The sequence below is a fragment of the Nocardia sp. NPDC003963 genome, assembly GCF_053605105.1.
Map to the genome: position 1 here is coordinate 13855 of NZ_JBSGIP010000016.1, position 18881 is coordinate 32735.

The 18881-nt window shown below is 67.5% G+C and carries 22 protein-coding genes; 4 read left to right on the plus strand and 18 right to left on the minus strand.

Annotation, left to right across the window (positions count from 1 at the left end; all coding sequences use genetic code 11):
• Positions 1-83: 83 nt before the first annotated feature.
• Genes rpsQ through rpsJ form a run of 11 tightly spaced genes read right to left on the minus strand, consistent with a single transcriptional unit; the run spans position 84 to position 5347 of the window.
• Positions 84-356, minus strand: coding sequence for a 30S ribosomal protein S17 (gene rpsQ, locus ACWEWT_RS23150; RefSeq protein ID WP_452561869.1), 273 nt, complete (start codon positions 354-356; stop codon positions 84-86).
• A complete protein-coding gene (rpmC, locus tag ACWEWT_RS23155; RefSeq protein ID WP_452561871.1) occupies positions 353-592 on the minus strand; it encodes a 50S ribosomal protein L29 in 240 nt (79 codons plus the stop codon). Before rpmC ends, rpsQ begins: the two co-directional genes overlap by 4 nt.
• A complete protein-coding gene (gene rplP, locus ACWEWT_RS23160) occupies positions 592-1008 on the minus strand; it encodes a 50S ribosomal protein L16 (protein ID WP_452561873.1) in 417 nt (138 codons plus the stop codon). Before rplP ends, rpmC begins: the two co-directional genes overlap by 1 nt.
• Before the next feature lie 3 nt (positions 1009-1011).
• On the minus strand, positions 1012-1809 hold the full coding sequence (gene rpsC, locus ACWEWT_RS23165; protein ID WP_062999054.1) for a 30S ribosomal protein S3: 798 nt from the start codon (positions 1807-1809) through the stop codon (positions 1012-1014).
• Complete coding sequence (gene rplV / locus ACWEWT_RS23170) at positions 1810-2208, minus strand: 50S ribosomal protein L22 (protein ID WP_030522694.1); 399 nt, start codon at positions 2206-2208, stop codon at positions 1810-1812. It lies immediately after the preceding gene.
• Entirely contained in the window at positions 2205-2486 is a 282-nt protein-coding gene (gene rpsS, locus ACWEWT_RS23175; protein ID WP_030522695.1) for a 30S ribosomal protein S19, read from the minus strand. Before rpsS ends, rplV begins: the two co-directional genes overlap by 4 nt.
• Positions 2487-2500: 14 nt before the next feature.
• The gene (gene rplB, locus ACWEWT_RS23180) at positions 2501-3337 is read right to left on the minus strand and encodes a 50S ribosomal protein L2 (protein WP_411945452.1); all 837 of its coding nucleotides are present in this window, start codon (positions 3335-3337) and stop codon (positions 2501-2503) included.
• 33 nt (positions 3338-3370) lie between these two features.
• Positions 3371-3679 carry a 50S ribosomal protein L23 gene (rplW, locus tag ACWEWT_RS23185; protein ID WP_452561874.1) on the minus strand — a complete coding sequence of 103 codons (309 nt, stop codon included), beginning with the start codon at positions 3677-3679 and terminating at the stop codon, positions 3371-3373.
• Positions 3676-4365, minus strand: coding sequence for a 50S ribosomal protein L4 (gene rplD, locus ACWEWT_RS23190; RefSeq protein WP_452561876.1), 690 nt, complete (start codon positions 4363-4365; stop codon positions 3676-3678). The genes rplW and rplD overlap by 4 nt, the downstream gene beginning before the upstream one ends.
• Positions 4362-5027 carry a 50S ribosomal protein L3 gene (rplC, locus tag ACWEWT_RS23195; protein ID WP_265802596.1) on the minus strand — a complete coding sequence of 222 codons (666 nt, stop codon included), beginning with the start codon at positions 5025-5027 and terminating at the stop codon, positions 4362-4364. The genes rplD and rplC overlap by 4 nt, the downstream gene beginning before the upstream one ends.
• 14 nt (positions 5028-5041) lie before the next feature.
• Positions 5042-5347 (minus strand): 30S ribosomal protein S10, encoded by a 306-nt coding sequence (rpsJ, locus tag ACWEWT_RS23200; protein WP_003938093.1) that lies wholly within the window; start codon positions 5345-5347, stop codon positions 5042-5044.
• Between the two features lie 535 nt (positions 5348-5882).
• Between rpsJ and ACWEWT_RS23205 the strand changes: the two genes are divergently transcribed.
• Together ACWEWT_RS23205 and ACWEWT_RS23210 are read left to right on the plus strand one after the other, a co-directional pair.
• On the plus strand, positions 5883-6362 hold the full coding sequence (locus ACWEWT_RS23205) for a hotdog fold domain-containing protein (RefSeq protein WP_452561878.1): 480 nt from the start codon (positions 5883-5885) through the stop codon (positions 6360-6362).
• Between the two features lie 629 nt (positions 6363-6991).
• The gene (locus ACWEWT_RS23210; protein ID WP_452561880.1) at positions 6992-8194 is read left to right on the plus strand and encodes a lycopene cyclase family protein; all 1203 of its coding nucleotides are present in this window, start codon (positions 6992-6994) and stop codon (positions 8192-8194) included.
• A gap of 12 nt (positions 8195-8206) precedes the next feature.
• Here the strand turns inward: ACWEWT_RS23210 and ACWEWT_RS23215 are convergent, their stop codons facing one another.
• The 3 genes from ACWEWT_RS23215 to ACWEWT_RS23225 all read right to left on the minus strand — a co-directional run bounded on the left by ACWEWT_RS23215 (position 8207) and on the right by ACWEWT_RS23225 (position 11272).
• Positions 8207-9079 carry an ABC transporter permease gene (locus ACWEWT_RS23215; RefSeq protein WP_452561882.1) on the minus strand — a complete coding sequence of 291 codons (873 nt, stop codon included), beginning with the start codon at positions 9077-9079 and terminating at the stop codon, positions 8207-8209.
• Between the two features lie 106 nt (positions 9080-9185).
• A complete protein-coding gene (locus ACWEWT_RS23220) occupies positions 9186-9938 on the minus strand; it encodes an ABC transporter permease (protein ID WP_452561996.1) in 753 nt (250 codons plus the stop codon).
• A 197-nt stretch (positions 9939-10135) separates the two neighbouring features.
• Positions 10136-11272, minus strand: coding sequence for an ATP-binding cassette domain-containing protein (locus tag ACWEWT_RS23225; RefSeq protein WP_452561884.1), 1137 nt, complete (start codon positions 11270-11272; stop codon positions 10136-10138).
• Positions 11273-11540: 268 nt separating this feature from the next.
• On the opposite strand from ACWEWT_RS23225, the gene ACWEWT_RS23230 reads away from it, so the two are divergent.
• The gene (locus tag ACWEWT_RS23230) at positions 11541-13058 is read left to right on the plus strand and encodes an aldehyde dehydrogenase family protein (RefSeq protein ID WP_452561886.1); all 1518 of its coding nucleotides are present in this window, start codon (positions 11541-11543) and stop codon (positions 13056-13058) included.
• 85 nt (positions 13059-13143) lie between these two features.
• Here ACWEWT_RS23230 and ACWEWT_RS23235 read toward each other — a convergent pair whose 3' ends face one another.
• From ACWEWT_RS23235 to ACWEWT_RS23245, 3 genes are all read right to left on the minus strand, one after another.
• Positions 13144-13863, minus strand: a complete 720-nt coding sequence (locus ACWEWT_RS23235; RefSeq protein ID WP_452561888.1) for a MerR family transcriptional regulator — start codon at positions 13861-13863, stop codon at positions 13144-13146.
• A 40-nt stretch (positions 13864-13903) separates the two neighbouring features.
• The gene (locus tag ACWEWT_RS23240) at positions 13904-15283 is read right to left on the minus strand and encodes a serine hydrolase domain-containing protein (protein ID WP_452561889.1); all 1380 of its coding nucleotides are present in this window, start codon (positions 15281-15283) and stop codon (positions 13904-13906) included.
• Positions 15284-15467: 184 nt separating this feature from the next.
• The gene (locus ACWEWT_RS23245) at positions 15468-16703 is read right to left on the minus strand and encodes a TetR/AcrR family transcriptional regulator (protein ID WP_452561891.1); all 1236 of its coding nucleotides are present in this window, start codon (positions 16701-16703) and stop codon (positions 15468-15470) included.
• 134 nt (positions 16704-16837) lie between these two features.
• On the opposite strand from ACWEWT_RS23245, the gene ACWEWT_RS23250 reads away from it, so the two are divergent.
• Positions 16838-17656 (plus strand): enoyl-CoA hydratase-related protein, encoded by an 819-nt coding sequence (locus ACWEWT_RS23250; RefSeq protein WP_452561892.1) that lies wholly within the window; start codon positions 16838-16840, stop codon positions 17654-17656.
• 205 nt (positions 17657-17861) lie between these two features.
• Here the strand turns inward: ACWEWT_RS23250 and ACWEWT_RS23255 are convergent, their stop codons facing one another.
• A complete protein-coding gene (locus ACWEWT_RS23255) occupies positions 17862-18851 on the minus strand; it encodes an alpha/beta hydrolase (RefSeq protein ID WP_452561997.1) in 990 nt (329 codons plus the stop codon).
• Positions 18852-18881: the final 30 nt, after the last annotated feature.

Sequence of the window (18881 nt, forward strand, 5' to 3'; positions counted from 1 at the left end):
ATTCGTCCGCCGACGACGAAGGCCCGCTTCCCGGAACGGGAAGCGGGCCTTACGTTTACGACCTTCGCGGCCGGAGAGCGACCTTACTTGGCCTTCTCCAGGACCTCGACCAGCCGCCACCGCTTGGTGGCCGACGTGGGCCGGGTCTCCATCAGCTGCACGCGATCGCCGACACCGGCGACCTCGTTCTCGTCGTGTGCCTTCACCTTGGAGGTGGTGCGGATGATCTTGCCGTAGAGCGGATGCCGGTGACGGTCCTCCAGCTCGACGACGATCGTCTTCTGCATCTTGTCGGAAACAACGTATCCGACCCGGACTTTCCGGGTGCTGCGCTGCTCCTCCACCTTCTCGCTCATGCCGCATCTCCCTTGTCAGCGGGTCCGGTGGCCAAACCGAGCTCGCGCTCACGCATGACCGTGTAGATACGCGCGATCTCGTGACGCACCACACGCAGCCGGCGATTGTTGGTCAGCTGACCGGTCGCCATCTGGAAGCGCAGGTTGAACAGCTCTTCCTTCGATTCGCGCAGACGGGAGACGAGCTCGTCTTCGGTCAGCTCGCGGAGCTCTGCGGCAGGGGTACCGGTTGCCATCAGAACTGCTCCTCCCTCGTCACGATCCTGCACTTCATCGGGAGCTTGTGCATCGCGCGGCGCAGGGCCTCACGAGCGATCTCCTCGTTCGGGTAACTCATCTCGAACATCACACGGCCGGGCTTGACGTTCGCGATCCACCACTCCGGCGAACCCTTACCGGAACCCATGCGGGTTTCGGCGGGCTTCTTGGTGAGCGGACGATCCGGGTAGATGTTGATCCAGATCTTGCCGCCACGCTTGATGTGGCGGGTCATCGCGATACGCGCCGACTCGATCTGCCGGTTGGTCACGTAGGCCGGTTCCAGTGCCTGGATACCGAACTCACCGAACGTCACCGAGGTGCCGCCCTTGGCGAGACCGCTGCGGCTCGGGTGATGCTGCTTGCGGAACTTGACCTTGCGGGGCATCAGCATTGGTCAGCCCTCCTGCTTTTCTGCCGGGGGCTCGGCCACCGCGGTAGCGGCGCGCCCGGCCTCGGTGCTGGTCGCAGTGGTGCCGGAGGAACCGGAACGACGCGGGCGGTTCGGGCGCTCCCGGCGCGGGCGATCCCCGGCCGGCGCGCTCGGGGCGGCCAGCTCACGCTTGCCACCGACGATATCGCCCTTGTAGATCCAGACCTTGACACCGATACGACCGAAGGTGGTCTTGGCCTCGTACAGGCCGTAATCGATATCGGCACGCAGGGTGTGCAGCGGGACGCGGCCCTCGCGGTAGAACTCCGAGCGCGACATCTCGGCGCCACCGAGGCGGCCCGAGCACTGCACGCGGATGCCCTTGACGTTCGGCGAACGCATGGCCGACTGGATGGCCTTACGCATCGCGCGACGGAAGGCCACACGGTTGGACAGCTGCTCGGCCACACCCTGGGCGACCAGCTGCGCATCCGATTCGGGGTTCTTGACCTCGAGGATGTTCAGCTGGACCTGCTTCTTGGTGAGCTTCTCCAGCTCGGCACGGATCCGGTCGGCCTCGGCGCCGCGGCGGCCGATGACGATACCCGGACGCGCGGTGTGGATATCGACGCGGACCCGGTCACGGGTGCGCTCGATCTCCACCTTGGAGATGCCGGCCCGTTCCATACCGGTGCTCAGCAGCTTGCGGATGGCGACGTCTTCCTTGACGTAGTCCGCGTACTGCTTGTCGGCGTACCAACGGGACTTCCAGTCGGTGGTGATACCGAGGCGGAAGCCGTGGGGGTTGATCTTCTGTCCCATTTACTTTGCCCCTCCCTTCCGGCGGCCACGAGTGCCACCGGCGGTGGGGACGCTCTCGACCTCGATGGTGATGTGGCTGGTGCGCTTGCGGATCCGGAACGCCCGGCCCTGGGCGCGCGGCTGGAACCGCTTCATGGTCGCGCCCTCGTCGACATACGCCGTCGAGATGACCAGGGTGTCGGGGTTCAGGCCGAGGTTGTTCTCGGCGTTCGCCGCGGCACTGGCCACGACCTTGGCGACCGGTTCGCTGGCGGCCTGCGGGGCGAACCGCAGCAGGTCGAGCGCGTCGGAGACGCGCTTACCGCGGACCAGGTCCACCACCCGGCGGGCCTTCATCGGGGTCACGCGCACGTGCTTGGCGGTCGCGCGCGCAGTCGGATTCTGAGTTTCTGTGCTCATCGCCGCTTGCTCTTCCGATCTTCCTTGACGTGGCTGCGGAACGTCCTCGTCGGCGCGAACTCACCGAGCTTGTGCCCGACCATGTTCTCCGAGACGAACACCGGCACGTGCTTGCGACCGTCGTGGACGGCGAAGGTGTGGCCGATGAAATCGGGGGTGATGGTCGAACGACGCGACCAGGTCTTGATGACCTGCTTGGTGCCCTTGTCGTTCTGCACGTCCACCTTCGCCTGGAGGTGGTCGTCGACGAACGGGCCCTTCTTGAGGCTGCGTGGCATTTCTTACCTCCTCCTTAGCGCTTCTTGCCGGTACGACGGCGACGGACGATGAGCTTGTCGCTCGGACGGTTCGGCTTACGGGTACGGCCTTCCGGCTGGCCCCAGGGCGAGACCGGGTGGCGACCACCGGAGGTCTTGCCCTCACCACCACCGTGCGGGTGGTCGACCGGGTTCATGACGACACCACGGACCGTGGGACGGCGTCCCTTCCAGCGCATACGGCCGGCCTTGCCCCAGTTGATGTTCGACTGTTCGGCATTGCCGACCTCGCCGACGGTGGCGCGGCAGCGCACGTCGACGCGGCGGATCTCACCGGAGGGCATACGCAGCGTGGCGTAGGGGCCTTCCTTACCCAGCAGCTGGATGCTGGCACCGGCCGAGCGGGCCATCTTGGCCCCGCCGCCCGGACGCAGCTCCACCGCGTGGATGGTGGTACCGGTCGGGATATTGCGCAGCGGCAGGTTGTTGCCGGGCTTGATATCCGCGGTCGGACCGGACTCGATCTTCGTGCCCTGCGCGATGCCCTTGGGCGCGATGATGTAGCGCTTCTCGCCGTCCAGGTAGTGCAGCAGCGCGATATTGGCGGTGCGGTTGGGGTCGTACTCGATATGAGCGACCTTGGCCGGCACGCCGTCCTTGTCCAGCCGACGGAAATCGATCAGCCGGTAGGCGCGCTTGTGACCGCCACCGCGGTGCCGGGTGGTGATCCGGCCGTGGCCGTTACGGCCACCGCTCTTGGTCAGCGGGCGGACGAGCGACTTCTCGGGGGTCGTCCGGGTGATCTCGGCGAAGTCCGAGACGGACGACCCGCGGCGGCCCGGGGTAGTCGGCTTGTACTTACGGATTGCCATGAGTTCTTCTCTGCTTTCTGGATTCCCCGCCGCTTACGCGACCGGGCCTCCGAAGATCTCGATGGGCTTGCTGTCGGCCGAGATGGTCACGAGCGCGCGCTTGGTGTCCTTGCGCTTGCCGTAACCGAAGCGGGTCCGCTTGCGCTTGCCCTGACGGTTGGCGGTGTTGACGCTGGTGACCTTCACCCCGAAGACCTTCTCGACCGCGATCTTGATCTGGGTCTTGTTGGAGTCCGGGTGGACGATGAAGGTGTAGGTACCTTCCTCGATCAGTCCGTAGGACTTCTCCGAGATGACCGGCGCCAGCAGGATGTCGCGCGGATCGGCGATGGTGGTGCTCACTTGCTCTCCTCCTGTGCAGCCTCAGCCGGGCCGTGCACGAAGGCGTTGAGCGCCTCGACGCTGAACACGACTACGTCGCTGTCCAGAACGTCGTAGGTGTTCAGCTGGTCCGGTGCGATGGTGTGCACGTATTCCAGGTTGCGGGCACTCTTCCAGGCGGCGATGTCATCGCGGCCGACGACCAGGAGGAACTTCTTGCGATCCGAGAGCTCGGACAGGAAGGTCTTCGCGGTCTTGGTCGAGGGGTCCTGGCCCGCGACGAGTTCGCTGATCACGTGGATCCGCTCGTTACGCGCCCGATCCGACAGCGCACCACGCAGGGCGGCCTGGATCATCTTCTTGGGGGTGCGCTGGCTGTAGTCACGCGGCTTGGGGCCGTGCACGATGCCACCACCGGCGAACTGCGGCGCGCGGGTCGAACCCTGGCGGGCGCGGCCGGTGCCCTTCTGCCGGTAGGGCTTCTTACCACCACCGCGGACTTCACCGCGGGTCTTGGTGGAATGCGTGCCCTGGCGAGCGGCGGCCTGCTGGGCCACGACCACCTGGTGCATCAGCGCGATATTGGCGGTCACGTCGAAGATCTCCGCGGGGAGATCGACGGTGCCGTTGGTCTTACCGCCCAGTTCCTTCACCGGCAGGGTGAGGTCGGCGGATTTCTTCTCCGTACTCACAGCGGAGCTGCTCATGCGTGCGCACCACCCTTCACGGCGCTCTTGACGATCACGACGCCGCCCTTGCGACCCGGGATCGCACCCTTGATCAGCAGCAGGCCGTTCTCGGCGTCGACCTTGTGAACCGACAGGTTCTGCGTGGTGACGCGGTCGTTACCCATACGGCCCGACATGCGCATGCCCTTGAACACGCGGCCGGGGGTGGCGCAACCACCGATGGAACCCGGGCGACGGTGCACGGCCTGCGCACCGTGGGAGGCGCCCTGACCACTGAAGCCGTGACGCTTCATGGTGCCGGCGAAGCCCTTGCCCTTGCTGGTGCCGGTCACGTCGACGTAGGTGCCCTCTTCGAAGGCCTCCGCCGAGATCTCCTGGCCGACCTCGAAGGTCGAGGCGTCCGCGATGCGGATCTCCGCCACGTGCCGGCGCGGGGTGACACCGGCCTTGGCGAACTGGCCGGACTCCGGCTTGTTCACCTTGCGGGGGTCGATGGCACCGAAGGCGACCTGCACGGCGCTGTAGCCGTCGCGCTCGACGGTGCGGATCTGGGTGACCACATTCGGTCCGGCCTTGACGACGGTGACCGGGACGACCCGGTTCTTGTCGTCGAACACCTGGGTCATGCCCAGTTTGGTGCCCAGGATGCCGGCCGCGGGCCTGCTCTTGTTGTCAGTCATAGCTCGAGTCCCCGTCACTGGATATTGACGTCGACGCTGGCCGGCAGGTCGATGCGCATGAGCGCGTCCACCGTCTTCGGCGTCGGGTCGAGGATGTCGATCAGCCGCTTGTGCGTACGCATCTCGAAGTGCTCGCGCGAGTCCTTGTACTTGTGCGGCGAACGGATGACGCAGTACACGTTCTTCTCGGTCGGCAACGGCACCGGCCCGACGACCCGGGCCCCGGTGCGGGTCACCGTTTCGACGATCTTGCGCGCAGACGCATCGATCGCCTCGTGGTCGTAGGCCTTGAGCCTGATGCGGATCTTCTGTCCCGCCACGCTAAGTGTCCTTTTCTCCGCTTTCGTCCGTGATCCGGATACCGGCTAGGGCGTCCGTACCACCTTCATTTGCACAGCCCGAACACACGATGACGTCCCGTCCTGGGCGGATCAGGCCCGGAGGAGGCAGCCTGCGTAACCACGCAGGGCCCCGACCAGGATGAATCCGGCGCAGTGGAGACCACGACCGGGGATCGACCCAGTCCGTGCCGCTGTTCATCTGTCATGGTTCTCCGGTCCACGCGGTCGGGCGTGTCGCCCCGTCGCTCATTCCTCGGCCCCGGAAGAAAACTTCATCATGGCCTTCGGAACTACGTCCCGGACGTACCCACATCGGCGAACGATGAGGTACTCGCTGGTTTTGCTCACCCCGCCCGGCCAGGTTGTTTCATGGAAACAACCGCCACCCGGGGCAAGGCAACCCGAACAGTATGCACGAGCCCCCCGAGGCGTTTCAAATCGGGGTCGGCCGAGGTCCGGCACTGCGGCAACCCTACCGCGCCGTCGCTATCTTACCGATGAGTAAGATAGCGATATGACGAACGAGACCGGTACCTACCGCGGCTGGCGCAAACTGCCGGACAATCCCTTCGGCCACGGCCTGTTCTCTCTGTCGATGGTGGCCCGGGTGCCGTACTTCGCCACGGTGCTGCCCCGCGTGGTCCGGCTGGAACCGGGCTTGTGCGAAGTCAAGGCCCCGAAATGGTTCGGCGTACACAACCATCTGGGCACCTTCCACGCCATCGCCGCCTGCAACCTCGCGGAGATCGCGATGGGCATGCTGAGCGAGGCGACGGTCCCCACCACCCACCGCTGGATTCCCAAAGCGATGCAGGTCCGATACCTGACCAAAGCCACCACCGGCCTGCGCGCGGTAGCCGAGCTGACCGAAGTCCCGGATTTCACCGCGATCACCGAGGGCCGCGACCTCACAGTGCCGGTCTCGATCTACGACAAGACCGGCAGCGAAGTCGTCCACGCCGACATCACCACCTGGGTAACCCCGAGGACCTGATTGTGTTTGGTTGCCCCGCCTTCGGCGGGGCGGGGCCCTGTCGATCCCGGTTCTTCACTCCGGCACTCGGTCGCTTCACTCCTTCGCTCTGTCGCTCCAGAACCGGGGCGGGCCCCGCCATGGATGGGCAACCATCCGGAGGGGTCGTAAAGGGACGAACAAGTCGGAGGTTGGCGCCGGCCCCACACCAGTAGGGTCCGCATGCCGACCCGGACCTCGCGTACCACCGGAACCGCCCGAGTCGAGTCTTACGAGACACCTCCAAGGGTTGAGGCCCGTCCCGCCCCTGGCCGAAGGTGCTCAAAGGTCACCTTCCGCGAACGGCCCACCGCACGTCGCATGCGCCGAAGGCGCGAGTCTCGAGGCCTGAACGGCGGGACACCAGGGGGCCTCGACCCCCCGACGCCGAAGGCGGCGCCAAAAAACAGCACCTTCACGAACAAGCCTGCCCCCTCACCTCGACCGACCGAGCCCCCGAACCAGCCCCTGCCCAGCCATGTCCGGCACGGCAGTGCATCCATGTCCGGCACGACAGTTGCGAGGCGCCCGCCGACACCCACCCCACAGCCCCATCTGGTAGGACTCACCCCCTGTTGCTCTCCCCCGCCCCACACCGTTGAATGCAGTACATGGCAGACAACGTGGTCCGTGAGTTCGATATCTGTGTCGTGGGGCTGGGTCCCTCCGGCCGGGCGCTCGCCTATCGCGCCGTCGTGGCCGGCCTCCGCGTGGCCGCCGTGGACCCCCGCCCCGACCGCCTGTGGCCGCCGACCTTCTCCTGCTGGATCGACGAACTCCCGGATTGGCTGCCGCACAGTGTGATCGCGAGCCGGATCCCCGCGCCCGTGGTCTGGACGACCACCGAGATCAAGATCGAACGCCCCTATTGTGTGCTGTCCAAACCGCTCCTGCGCGACGCGCTGCCGCTGGACGACGCCCAGGTGTACACCGGTCGGGCGAGCCGGGTGGACGCACGCGAGGTCGAACTCGCCGACGGCACCGTGATCCGCGCGGCGGTGGTGGTGGATGCGCGCGGTATGCCGCCACTCGGCGACCGCCGCGCGGCGAGCGCGCACGGAATCTTCGTGAACGCCGAAACCGCGGCGCCGATGGTCGCCGAAGGTGAGGGTCTGCTGCTGGACTGGCGTCCGGAGAACGGTGCCGGACCCGATGAGCCGCCGTCGTTCCTGTACTCGGTGCCCCTCGGCGACGGCACCGTGATCTTCGAGGAGACCAGTCTCGGCCTGCGGGGCGGGATGCCCCAGCACGAACTCCGCCGGCGCACCCTCGCGCGGCTGGCCGCACACGGTATCGAACTGACCGGCACCGAGCCGAGCGAGGCCGCGCACTATCCACTGGACACTCCACCCCCGAAGAACGGCGTCGGACAGGTGGTGCCCTACGGGTCGCGTGGCGGAATGATGCACCCCTGCACCGGCTACAGCGTCGCTGATTCCTTCGCGCTCGCCGATACCGCGATCACCGCGATCCTGGCCGGGGAGGATCCGATCGCCGCGCTGTGGCCGTGGCAGGCCCGCCTCACCTACTGGATGCGGATGCGCGGCCTGTGGGGGCTGGGCCGGCTGACCACCGAACAGTCGATCGCGATGTTCGATTCCTTCTTCTCCGCCTCGCCGCGCGGACAGCGCGCCCTGCTGTCGGCGCACGACGACTACGCCGCGCTGGGCGCGGTGCTGTTCAACACGGTCTCCCGCACCTGGCCGTTCCGCTGGCGTTACGACCTGGTCGGCTGGCGCAATCGTGACCGTTGGCTCGACTACCCGTTCGCACCGGCCACTTCCGAGACCCGGTCCACCGGATCGCGGAAGTAGCCGGCCGCGCGATCAGCCGCTGTTCTCGGCGGCTTTCCGGTAGCCGCGGATCGCGGGATAGCCGAACACCACGATGGCCCCGACCACCCACAGCAGAGTGTCCACCAGCGGTTCGGCGACCGGACCGCCGTAGGACAGCCCCTTCATCACCTCGATGGCGCAACTCATCGGCTGGTTCTCCACCGTCGACCGCAACCAGCTCGGGTAGGCGAGCACCGGGACGAAACCGGAGTTGAAGAACAGCAGCAGGTTCATGACGATCCCGACCAGCTGCACCAGCAGCGGGCCCTGGGTGATGGTCGCGATCGCGGTGATGAACACGGCGAACGCGAGCCCGAACAGGATCGGGATCCCCATCAGGCCGAGTGCGGCCCACGGGCCCTGGTCGAAACGGAACCCGAGGGCGAAGCCCACCGCGATGATGATGATCGTGGTGATCGCGATCCGGATCACCTCGGCGAACAACCGGCCGGTGAGGCCCGCCGCGCGATGGATCGGCATGGTCCAGAACCGGCCGAGCAGTCCGGTGGCCTTCTCGACCTTGAAGCCCAGCGCACTGACCACCGCGCCCGTCATCGCCGCCACCAGGGTGATCATCGGAACGGTGCCGTAGATGGCGGGCTTACCGGTGAAACCGGAGATCGAATCGTCGAGCACGATCCAGAACATCACCAGGGTCAGCGCCGGATACACGATCGTCTGGATGCTGGTGGCCGGATCGCGCAGCCAGGCCGTCAGCAGACGTTTGCACTGGATGGAACTGTGCACCGCCCACACCACCGGCGACCGCTCGGACCGCGGCTCCACCCGTGGCAGGTCGAGCGCGGCGATATCCACCGGCGGCTCTTCGGTTCCGATCGCCGTGGGTCCTTCGATAACACTCATACCGTGCCCCTTGCGTCGGTGCGAGACCTGCGATCGGTCGACATGCTGATGCGGAGGCCGAAGCGCAGGCGAAGATATCGCACTACCGCCTCCGGGCCCGATTCGCTCATGACCGCCTCACACTCGCCCAGACCGCGAACGGTGTGAACACCGCGGCGGCACCGATCAGCCAGAACAATCCCACGCGGAATACCTCCCAGGTGACGCCGTCGCCGGCCATATCGCGCAGCGCGTAGGCGAACTGGGTGATGGGCTGGTTGCGCACGAAGGGCCGGACCCATTCGGGAAAGCCGGTCTCGGGCACGAAACCGCACGACATCATGCCGAAGATCAAGGTCGGCAGGGTGAGCGCCTGGCTCAGCGAAGCCGGACTCTTGGTCAGACTGCCCAGCCCGTCCGCGCCGACCGCCAGCACGGTCCCGACCGCGATCGCGAAGGCGCAGAACGCGATCGACTGCCCCCAGCCCGCGGTGAACTCGAAACCGATGATGTGGCCGTAGATCAGAGCCGCGGTCAGGGAGACGGTCGAACGGAACAGACCCGCCGCGATCCGCGAACTCAGCGGTACCAGCAGGCCGATCGGCATGGTCTGCAGCCGGGTACTGAACCCGGTGAGCGCCTCGACGGCGGCCAGTTGCGCGTTCGACATCATGGTGAACGCCATGGTCTGCAACACCACGATCGGCATGACGAACTGTGCGTAGTCGATGCCCTGGAACTGCATCACATAGCGCAGCGGTAGATAGAAACCGACGGTGAAGACCAGCGGCATCACGATCGCGGCGATCAGTTCGCCCTTGGTGACCATGGTCCAGACGACGCGACCGGTGAGCGCCCGCCACTGCGCGAACGAGGACATCCGCGTCCGCGAGGCCTCGGCGAACAGGTCCGGTCGCGAAACCGCCGGAGCACTCACGAGATGCCCTTCGGGCATGGGCGAGGGCCCGCCCTTTTCACGTTCCGCAACCGTCCCCGACCCGTCCGTGCCGTGCCTGTCGGGTAGGAACGAAGGCCCTGCGTGGTTACGCTCCGCTACCGTCTCCGGGCCCGACCCGCTCATGATGGGGAGCCTGGCTGTTCGGACCGGCCCGGGTGCCCGGTGATGGACAGGAACACATCGTCGAGCGAGGGACGGCGCAATCCGATATCGGCGAGCGCGATATCGGCGGTATCCAGCCGGCGCAGCGCCTCGGCCAGCGTCGCGGCGCCGTCGGGGGCCGGGATCGACAGTCGTTCGGCACCACCGAGATCGCGCCGGAGAGCGGGTGGAACCAGATCCCCCAGGGCGGTGGCGGCCCGGTCCAGGTGGGTCGGGTCCAGCGGCACGATCTCGCAGTAACTGCCGCCGGTCTTCTCCTTGAGTTCGTCGGCGGTACCCTCCGCGATCACCGTGCCCCGGTCGATCACGATGATGTTGTCCGACAGCACATCGGCTTCTTCCAGGTACTGGGTGGTGAGCAGAACGGTGATGCCCTGCTCTTTGAGCGCGCTCACCAGATCCCAGACGCCCTGGCGACTGCGCGGATCCAGACCGGTGGTCGGTTCGTCCAGGAACACCACCTCCGGCCGGACCACGAGACCGCAGGCGATATCCACCCGCCGCCGCATACCGCCCGAGTACTGTCGCACCGGACGGCGACCGGAGTCGACGAGATCGAATTCGGCGAGCAGCGCGTCCGCGCGCTTACGGGCCGCCGATTTGCCCAGCCCCATCAACCGGCCGAACAGTTCCAGGTTCTCCCGGCCCGACAGATTCTCGTCGAGGGCGGCGTACTGGCCGGTCATCATGATCGACCGGCGTACCCCTGCCGGATCCTTGCGGACATCGTGTCCGGCCACGACGGCGGTCCCCGAATCGGGCCGCAGCAGCGTGGACAGGATCTTCACACTGGTGGTCTTGCCCGCGCCGTTGGGCCCGAGGATTCCCAGGACGGAGCCGCGCGCGGCGGAGAAACTCACGCCGCGTAGCGCATGCACATCGCCGAAGGATTTGGTGATTTCCTCGACCCGGACGGCATCCCGGGAAGCGGTCGCGGCGGGACCGGAACCGTTGGTGTGGGTGCGCGCGGGGGCCGGCTGGGTGTGGGCGGTCCCGGACTCCGGTACGTCGCCACCGGGTGGGCGGGAATTCGCCGCACGAATCGGCGGGGCATTCTCGCCGGTGACGGTCCCGGCTTCATTCGAACTCGGCATCAACTCTCCACTATCGGCCTGATGGGGCTGCGGGGTGACCGGCGCATCGGTATCCCCCTGGATGATCCCTGGCGCCGGGCGCGATGTTACCGGCCCGGATTCGGTGCGCCGGGGCGCCGCCGATACCCCGGACCGGGGTAAATCAATTGTGCCTTTGCTCACAGCAGCGCCGGGACCGGTCATCCACCCCTGGTCGGCGGTGCAAGGACAGTCGAGGGGCAGTACCGGTACCTTGTCGGCGCTACGCCACCACCATAATCTGAGCGTCATGGCCGATACCGCGCAGCCCGAGGTGGCGGCGCGTTCGGGAGGATCCGGCCGACCGAGCGTGCTCACATCCCACGACCCCCGCACCGGCGAGGTCGTGGGCAGTTATGCCGTTGCCGGACCCAGCGATCTCGAACGTGCGGTCCATGCCGCGCGGACAGTCGAGAGCTGGTGGTCGACAGCGGGTTTCGGGACCCGTAGACGACTGCTCCTGGAATGGAAACGGGTCATCGCCCGGCGCGCCGGGCAGTTGGTGGAAGTCCTGCGCGAGGAGACCGGTAAACCCGAGGCCGATGCGGCGATCGAGGTCATGCTCGCCGTGGAGAATCTGGATTGGGCGGCCCGGAACGCGAACCGGGCGCTGGGCAGGCGTTCGATCGCCTCGAACTGGCTCACCCGCAATCAACGGGCGTCGGTCGGCTACCTGCCGCTCGGGGTGATCGGCGTCCTGGGGCCTTGGCAGAACCCGGTTTTCACCCCCATGGGTTCGATCGCCTACGCCATGGCCGCGGGTAACGCGGTGGTCTTCAAACCGCACGAGGTGACCAGCGGTACCGGCCTGTGGCTGGCCGACACCTGGCGTGAGGTGGCCCCGGACCGGCCGGTCCTCGGCGCGGTCACCGGCGACGATTCCACCGCGGCCGCACTGTGCCGGTCCGGCGTCGACAAGATCGCGTACGCGGGCCCGGAAGCCGAGGGCCGCGAGGTGATCTCGTTGTGCGCGCAGACGATGACCCCCGTGGTGGTGGAGAACTCCGGTAAGGGCGCGATGATCGTGCATGTCGACGCGAAACTAGACGACGCCGCCGACGCCGCGGTGTTCGGTGCGATGGCGAACGCGGGGCAGAACGCGACCGGCGTCCAGCGGGCCTATGTCGCGGCCTCGGTCTACGACCAGTTCCTCGACCTCGTCGCCGATCGGGCACGCGCACTGAAACCGGGAGCGGACCGGCGCTCTTCCTACGGGCCGATGATCCTGGAATCGCAGACCGAGGTGGTGCGCAAACAGGTCCGCGACGCGCTGGCGCGCGGTGGCCGCGCGGTCGTCGGCGGATTGGATTCCATCCGGGAACCGTATGTCGAGCCCATCGTGCTGGTCGACGTACCGGAGGAGAGCATCGCCATCACCGATGAGGGCATCGGCCCGGTACTCATCGTGAACAAGGTGCGCGATCTCGACGACGCGGTGACCCGGATCGACGACGCCGGACGCGGTATCGCGGTCTCGGTGTTCACCCGGGATATCGCCGAGGTCGAGATCTACGCCGAACGGCTGCGGGCCGGTGTGGTCACGGTCAATACGGCCACCACCTACGCCAGTATCCCGGCGTTGCCGTTCGGTGGGATCGGTGAGTACGGTCAGGGGCACAGCCACGGCGTACACGGTCTGCGCGAATTCAGCCGGACCCTCTCCATCGCGCGCAACCGCTACGGAGAACCCCTGAGACTGTCCAGCTTCAACCGCAACGGCCGGCGGCTGCGCCTGGCACGCACGGTTTTCCGGTTCCGCCACGGCTGAACGCGGACTGCAAACCGCCGCGGTACCCACGCTGTGACCACCGGCAGTACCGCTCGCAGCTCACGGCGAGCGGTACTGCTCGCCGTCAGATATCGGAGTGCCGGGCGAGCCGGGTGAGTTGATCCCAGGCGGGTGACGTATTGCCGATCGAACCGGTGACCAGACGGAGGAGTTCCGGATCCAGCGCCGGAGTCGCACCGACGCCGCGCTCGGTCATCCAGCGCGCTGCGCGCTGCGCCAGGCCGGGAAGTCGCGGATCATCGGGCGACCAGTCGAAGGCGATATCGAAATCCAGATACAGGACGCCGAATTCCGGATCGTCGAGCGCGTCCAGTTTATCGGCGACCCACTCCGCGGCCTGCTCCGGCGATACCGATTGCAGCAGGATCCAGATATCGCGTTCCATTCGAACGGCCCGCACACTGGCACCCAGTCCGCGCAACCGATCGAGATACCCGGCGACCTCCGCGGTGACGAAGAGCCGGTCCCCTTCCGCCAGCTCGGCGATCCGGGCACGGGTGCGCCGGATCTCCTCGGCGCGTTCGACCAGGGCGGCATCGATCTCGGCGACCGCGGCAGCGAACTCGCCGGGGTCGGCGGCGAGCAGCTCGCTGATACGTGCCAGCGGTACACCCGCCCGCGCCAACGTCGCGATCCGGACCAGTTCGACGGCGTCCGCGGCCCCGTAGCGCCGGTAGCCGGAGGAGTCGCGCGGCGGCTCGGGAAGCAGGCCGCGCTCATGGTAGACGCGTACGGCCTTGGTCGTGACGCCCGCGTATCGCGCGAGCTGACCGATGGTGATCACGGTGTTTCCCTTTCGACAGCCGCCGCGCGACCCGGATCTGTCACCGGGTCCGGGGGAAGGTCCGGCCGGCCAGATCGATGGCCAGCACGGCACCGGACGCGTCCCGGGTAAAGTACCCGCGTTGCCCGATCAGGCCACCGGTGGTCACGATGTATTCGTCGGTACCGCCGGGGAGCAGCCCCAGGGCAGCGGGCGGCAGATCCGGCGGGAGTTCGGACCCCGCGGCGGCGCGAACCTCCGGTTTGACGGCACAGCCGATCGTCATCCCCGATCCGTCCGTTTCCAGGGTGAGCCGCATCATCTCGTTCTCGTAGTGTCCGGCGACCTCCGCCGCACGCACCACGTCATGGGGCAGCGGTTCCGGATCGCGGTCCACCACACCGAGAAAATGCTCCAGCGACCACCGCACCACGCCGCGATCGAATTCGAGGCCCGCATCCGGCCCCGCGTTGGACATCACGATCACGGCGAAATCCCGCTCCGGCACGATCAGCAGGTCCGCGAACTGGCCGTTACCCGACCCCCCGTGCCCGAAGGTGGCCGCACCGTCGATCTCGCGCAGAAACCAGCAGGTCCCGAAGGCGTCGCCCAGCGTGCTCCCACGCAGTTCCACGGTCTGCTGCCGCATCCGGCGCAGTGCCCCGGCCGAGATCAGCTGTTCGCCGCCGGCGGTCCGGCCGTCTCCGAGGTGGAATCGGGCCCACCGCAGCAGATCACCGACCGAGGACACCGCGCCACCGCCGGGATTGTCCGCGCGGCTGTCCTTCCACTGCCGCGCCACCGCCGGTGTGCCGTCGGCGGCCGTGTTGTGCCCCACCGCGAATCGCCGGGTCATCACCTCGTTGTGTGCGTAGCAACTGCCCGTGAGGCCCAAGGGTTCGAAGAGTAGGGCGTGAACGGCTCTTTCGAAGGATGCGCCGGTGACGTTCTCGATGATCCGGCCCACCAGGTTGAATCCCGCCTGGCTGTAGGACGCCCGAGTACCCGGTTCCGCGAGCAGCGGCGCCGCCGCGAGCAACTCCGCGTGCCGGGCCAGGGCATCGGCGCCCTCGCCGGTATCGGCACCGAGTTTCCATTCCAGACCCGCGGTGTGGTTCAGCAGCTGCGCCACCGTGATATCGCGCGCCGCCACACCGGGTGCGGCGAATTCCGGAACGTAGCGGCGCACCGGGGCGTCCAGCTCCACGAGCCCTTGGTCGGCGAGCCGCACGAGCGCGGTCGCGGTGAACGTCTTGCTCACGGACCCGATCACGAAGCCGGTATCCCGATCGACCGGGAGCGGGTTGTCCACACTGGTCACACCGTGGCATGCGAAATACTCCCGGCCGCCGGCCCAGACGCCCACCGCCACGCCCGGCACCCCGAGTCCCGTCGCCGAAGCTGCCACGAATTCCGCGAGTTCCTGTTCCATTTCGTTCATGGAACAGATCCTCGAACCTTACCCCTGGGGCAAGGTCAAGACCCTGTCCCGGGCATCCGGAATCGAAGGGGGCGGTGAACCGAGTAGGACGAGGTCACCGCCCCGAATGCACGAACCGATGGACAGGATTCCGCGGCGGCACCTGTTCGGCGCCGGACCGCGCGCAGTGGCCCGGCCGGCTCGATCAGGCGGTCGGAGACCCGAGCAGCGCGGCCATCATGAGGGCATGCACCCGGACCATGTGCTGCGGCCGGGAATCGAAGCGGATCAACCGGCCCACATCGATGACCTGGCCGATCGCCGAATGCACCCGGAAGCGGGCCTCGATGGGATCACCGTCGAGCAGATTGGCCCATTCGTGCACGTTCTGCCGCTGGATGGCCCGGAGTTTGTGTTGTTCGGCCGGAGGCAGGTTCGGGAACTCCGCGTAGTACACCGGCATGATCTCCGGCATGGTGAAGCTGAGCCGGACATAGCGGTCGGCGATCTTGTCCACCGCGTCGGCGCGGCCGCTCGCCTCGGCCAGCGCCTCGGTGATGGCGAACGCCAGCCGGTCACCGGTGCGATGGAAGGCGGCGGCCAGCAGATCGGATTTACTGCTGAAGTACCGGTAGACGCTGGACGCGTTGATTCCGACGGCCGCGCCGATCTCCTCGATACTGGCCTCGTGATAGCCCCGGCGACCGAAGATCCGGATCGCCTCGGTGAGCAGCTGCTCCCGTTTGGAGGTCACCGGCAGACCGCGCGGGGCGTTGTTCGGCTCACCGGCTCCGGGAGCGGGTGGTAGGTCGGCGCGCACGATCGACCAGGCCATATCGTGCAGCAACGGGAGCAATTTGGCACTGGACAGCGCGGTGCGATGAGCCGAGATACTGCCGATCACGCTGAGCACGGCCGCGGCCAGTAGTGCGATGTCCTCCGGCGGGGCGCCGGGACGCAGTTGTTCGATCGGCGCGGCGAAGGTGTCGTTGATCTCGTTGTACAGGGTGCGGATCCGGGCGCGATCGGGCTGCTCGAGATAGCGGCCCTCCCAGCGGTACAGACCGGCCTCGCGGCGGATCTCGATGGTGTGCTCGGCGACGGCCCGGATCAGGGCGTCGAGGCGTTCGTCCGCACTCGCCCCGGGCTCGTCCGCGGCGCGCGCGGCCTCCAGCAACTGCCGGGCACCTTCTTCCGCGGCGGCGACCAGCAGGGCGTACTTGTTGGCGAAATGGCGGTAGAGTGCGGGACCCGAGATCCCGACCTCGGCGGCGATCTCGTCGACCCCGACCGGGTAGTAGCCACGCTCACTGAAGGCCCGGGCCGCGGCGCGCATGATCTGCACCTTGCGGTCCTTGGGCCGGCGCCGCCCGCCCTGGCCGTTGCCACGGTCGGCCGGACGTACGCGCACCGGGTCCACCCGGCTGCTATCCGCGACCATGCATTCTCCGTTCGCCTCGGCGGCGCCGCCGGTGTTGACAGCGCCCGACAAGTCAACCTAAGTTAACCACAATTCGCAACGTTAACCGCTATTCGCCGCCCGGCTGGCACCGGACCGCACCCGATGGAGCGCGCATGGTCAACACAGATTCCCCCGTACCCTCCGAAACACAGCCGACGGGTTTCGCCGCGGTGCAGGACGGCCGTGTACTGCGGGTGACCCTCACCAAGCCCAAACGCAAGAACGCGCTCGACTACGACTCCATGGTCGCACTGGGTGATACATTCCTCGCCGCCGCACAGGACAAAGCGGTGCGGGTGGTCGTACTGACCGGTGAGGGCGGGGATTTCTGCACCGGCGCCGACCTCGCCGCCAGCGCCGCGGAAGGTGCCCGCGGTATCACCCCCGACCAGGTGATGGATGCCGCCAACCGGCTCGTCCGCGCCGTCGTCGACCTACCGGTACCGGTGATCGTGCGGCTCCGGGGCGCGACCGCCGGAGTGGGTGTCGGTATCGCGCTGGCCGCCGACCTGGTCTACGCCGAAGCCGACTCCTACCTGCTGCTGGCCTTCATCAATATCGGCCTCATGCCCGACGGCGGCGCCGCCGCCCTGGTCGCCGCGGCCGCCGGACGCCCGCTGGCGGCGCGGATGGCGCTGCTCGGCGAACGCCTACCCGCCCCCGCGGCACATGCGGAGGGACTGTTCACCGAAGTCCTGGCGACTACCGAGGAACTGGACACAGCCGTCGAGGCCGCGGCCGAGAAGATCTCGCACGGTCCGCGCCGGGCGCTCGAACTCACCAAGAAGGCGCTCAACCGGGCCACCCTGACCGCTCTGGACGCGGCGCTGGCCGACGAAAAGGCCGGACAGGTGGAACTGCTGCAGTCCCCCGACTTCTTCGAGGGCGCCGGCGCCATGCTCGGCAAGCGCAAAGCGGTCTTCGCGGAGTAGACACGGCCCCGGCCACTGCCGATCGGACGGCACGGAATCACCCGGCAACCTCCCGGCCCGAACTCGGGCCGGGAGGTTTTCTCGTGCCGCGGGTTCCGGCCGGCCGTTCCCTGGGCTCGCGGGAGCAGCACCCCAGGGCGCGAAAACGCCCGTGCCGGGGCGGCACGTGGCCGCCCCGGCACGGGCGTGAGCGAAGCGGGTGGGATCAGATGCCCAGGCCGCCGGCCAGGACCGGCCAGGAAACCTTGAACTCGTCTTCCCAGTAGCCCCAGGAGTGGGTGCCCGAATCACGGAAGTTGAAGGTCGCCGGGATACCGAGGGAATCCAGCCGGGTCTTCAGGTTGTGCGTGCAGTAGTTGGTGCCCGCTTCGATGACACCGCCGACGAGGACCTGGTTGGCCAGGCCGTAGGCACCGGGCAGGGTATGCGGGCCGTTCAGGGTGTCCCACTGGCCGGGCAGGCCGTTACCGGTGGAGACGTATAGGCCGAGACCGCGCAGCCCCTCGGCGTGGACGTACGGATCGTTCGCGGCCCATTCCGGCGAGCCCTGCGGACCCCACATGTTGTCGGTGTTGCCACCGCCCCAAGTGTTGACGGTGAGCTTCACGAACTCCGAACCGACCGGGTCGCTGGTCTGGGCGCAACCGCTGTAGGCGGCGGCGGCCTTGTAGAGACCGGGCTTGGCGATCGGCAGGGCCAGCACGGTGGTGCCCGAGGTGGACAGACCGGCGATGGCGTTCACACCGTTGGTGCCCAGCGCGCCGTCGACCAGCGGCGGGAGCTCCTCGGTGAAGAAGGTCTTCCACTTGTTGCGGCCGAGAGCCGGATCGTCCTTGATCCAGTCGGTGTAGTAGCTCCAGGAGCCACCGATCGGCTGGATGACATTGACGTTCTTGTCGGACAGGAATTCGAGAGTGTTGGTCTGCGCCTGCCAGGAGGCCGAGTCCTCGCCACCACCCGCGCCGTTGAGCAGGTAGAGCGTCGGCCGGGGCTCGGAAGCATCGGCGGGGCGCTGGACGTCGACGATGATGTCCTTGTCCATGGCGACCGAGTTGACGTAGAGCCGCAGGCTGCGGTCGTCCTTGTACTCGGCCTTGACGATGCGTGACCCGTCGGGCGCGGTGGGATCGGCCAGCAGGGTTTTGGATTCGATGATCGGGTCCGCTCCGGCGGTGCTACCGCCGAGCCCCGTCATCACACCGGTCAGCACTGCTGTGGCCGCGAC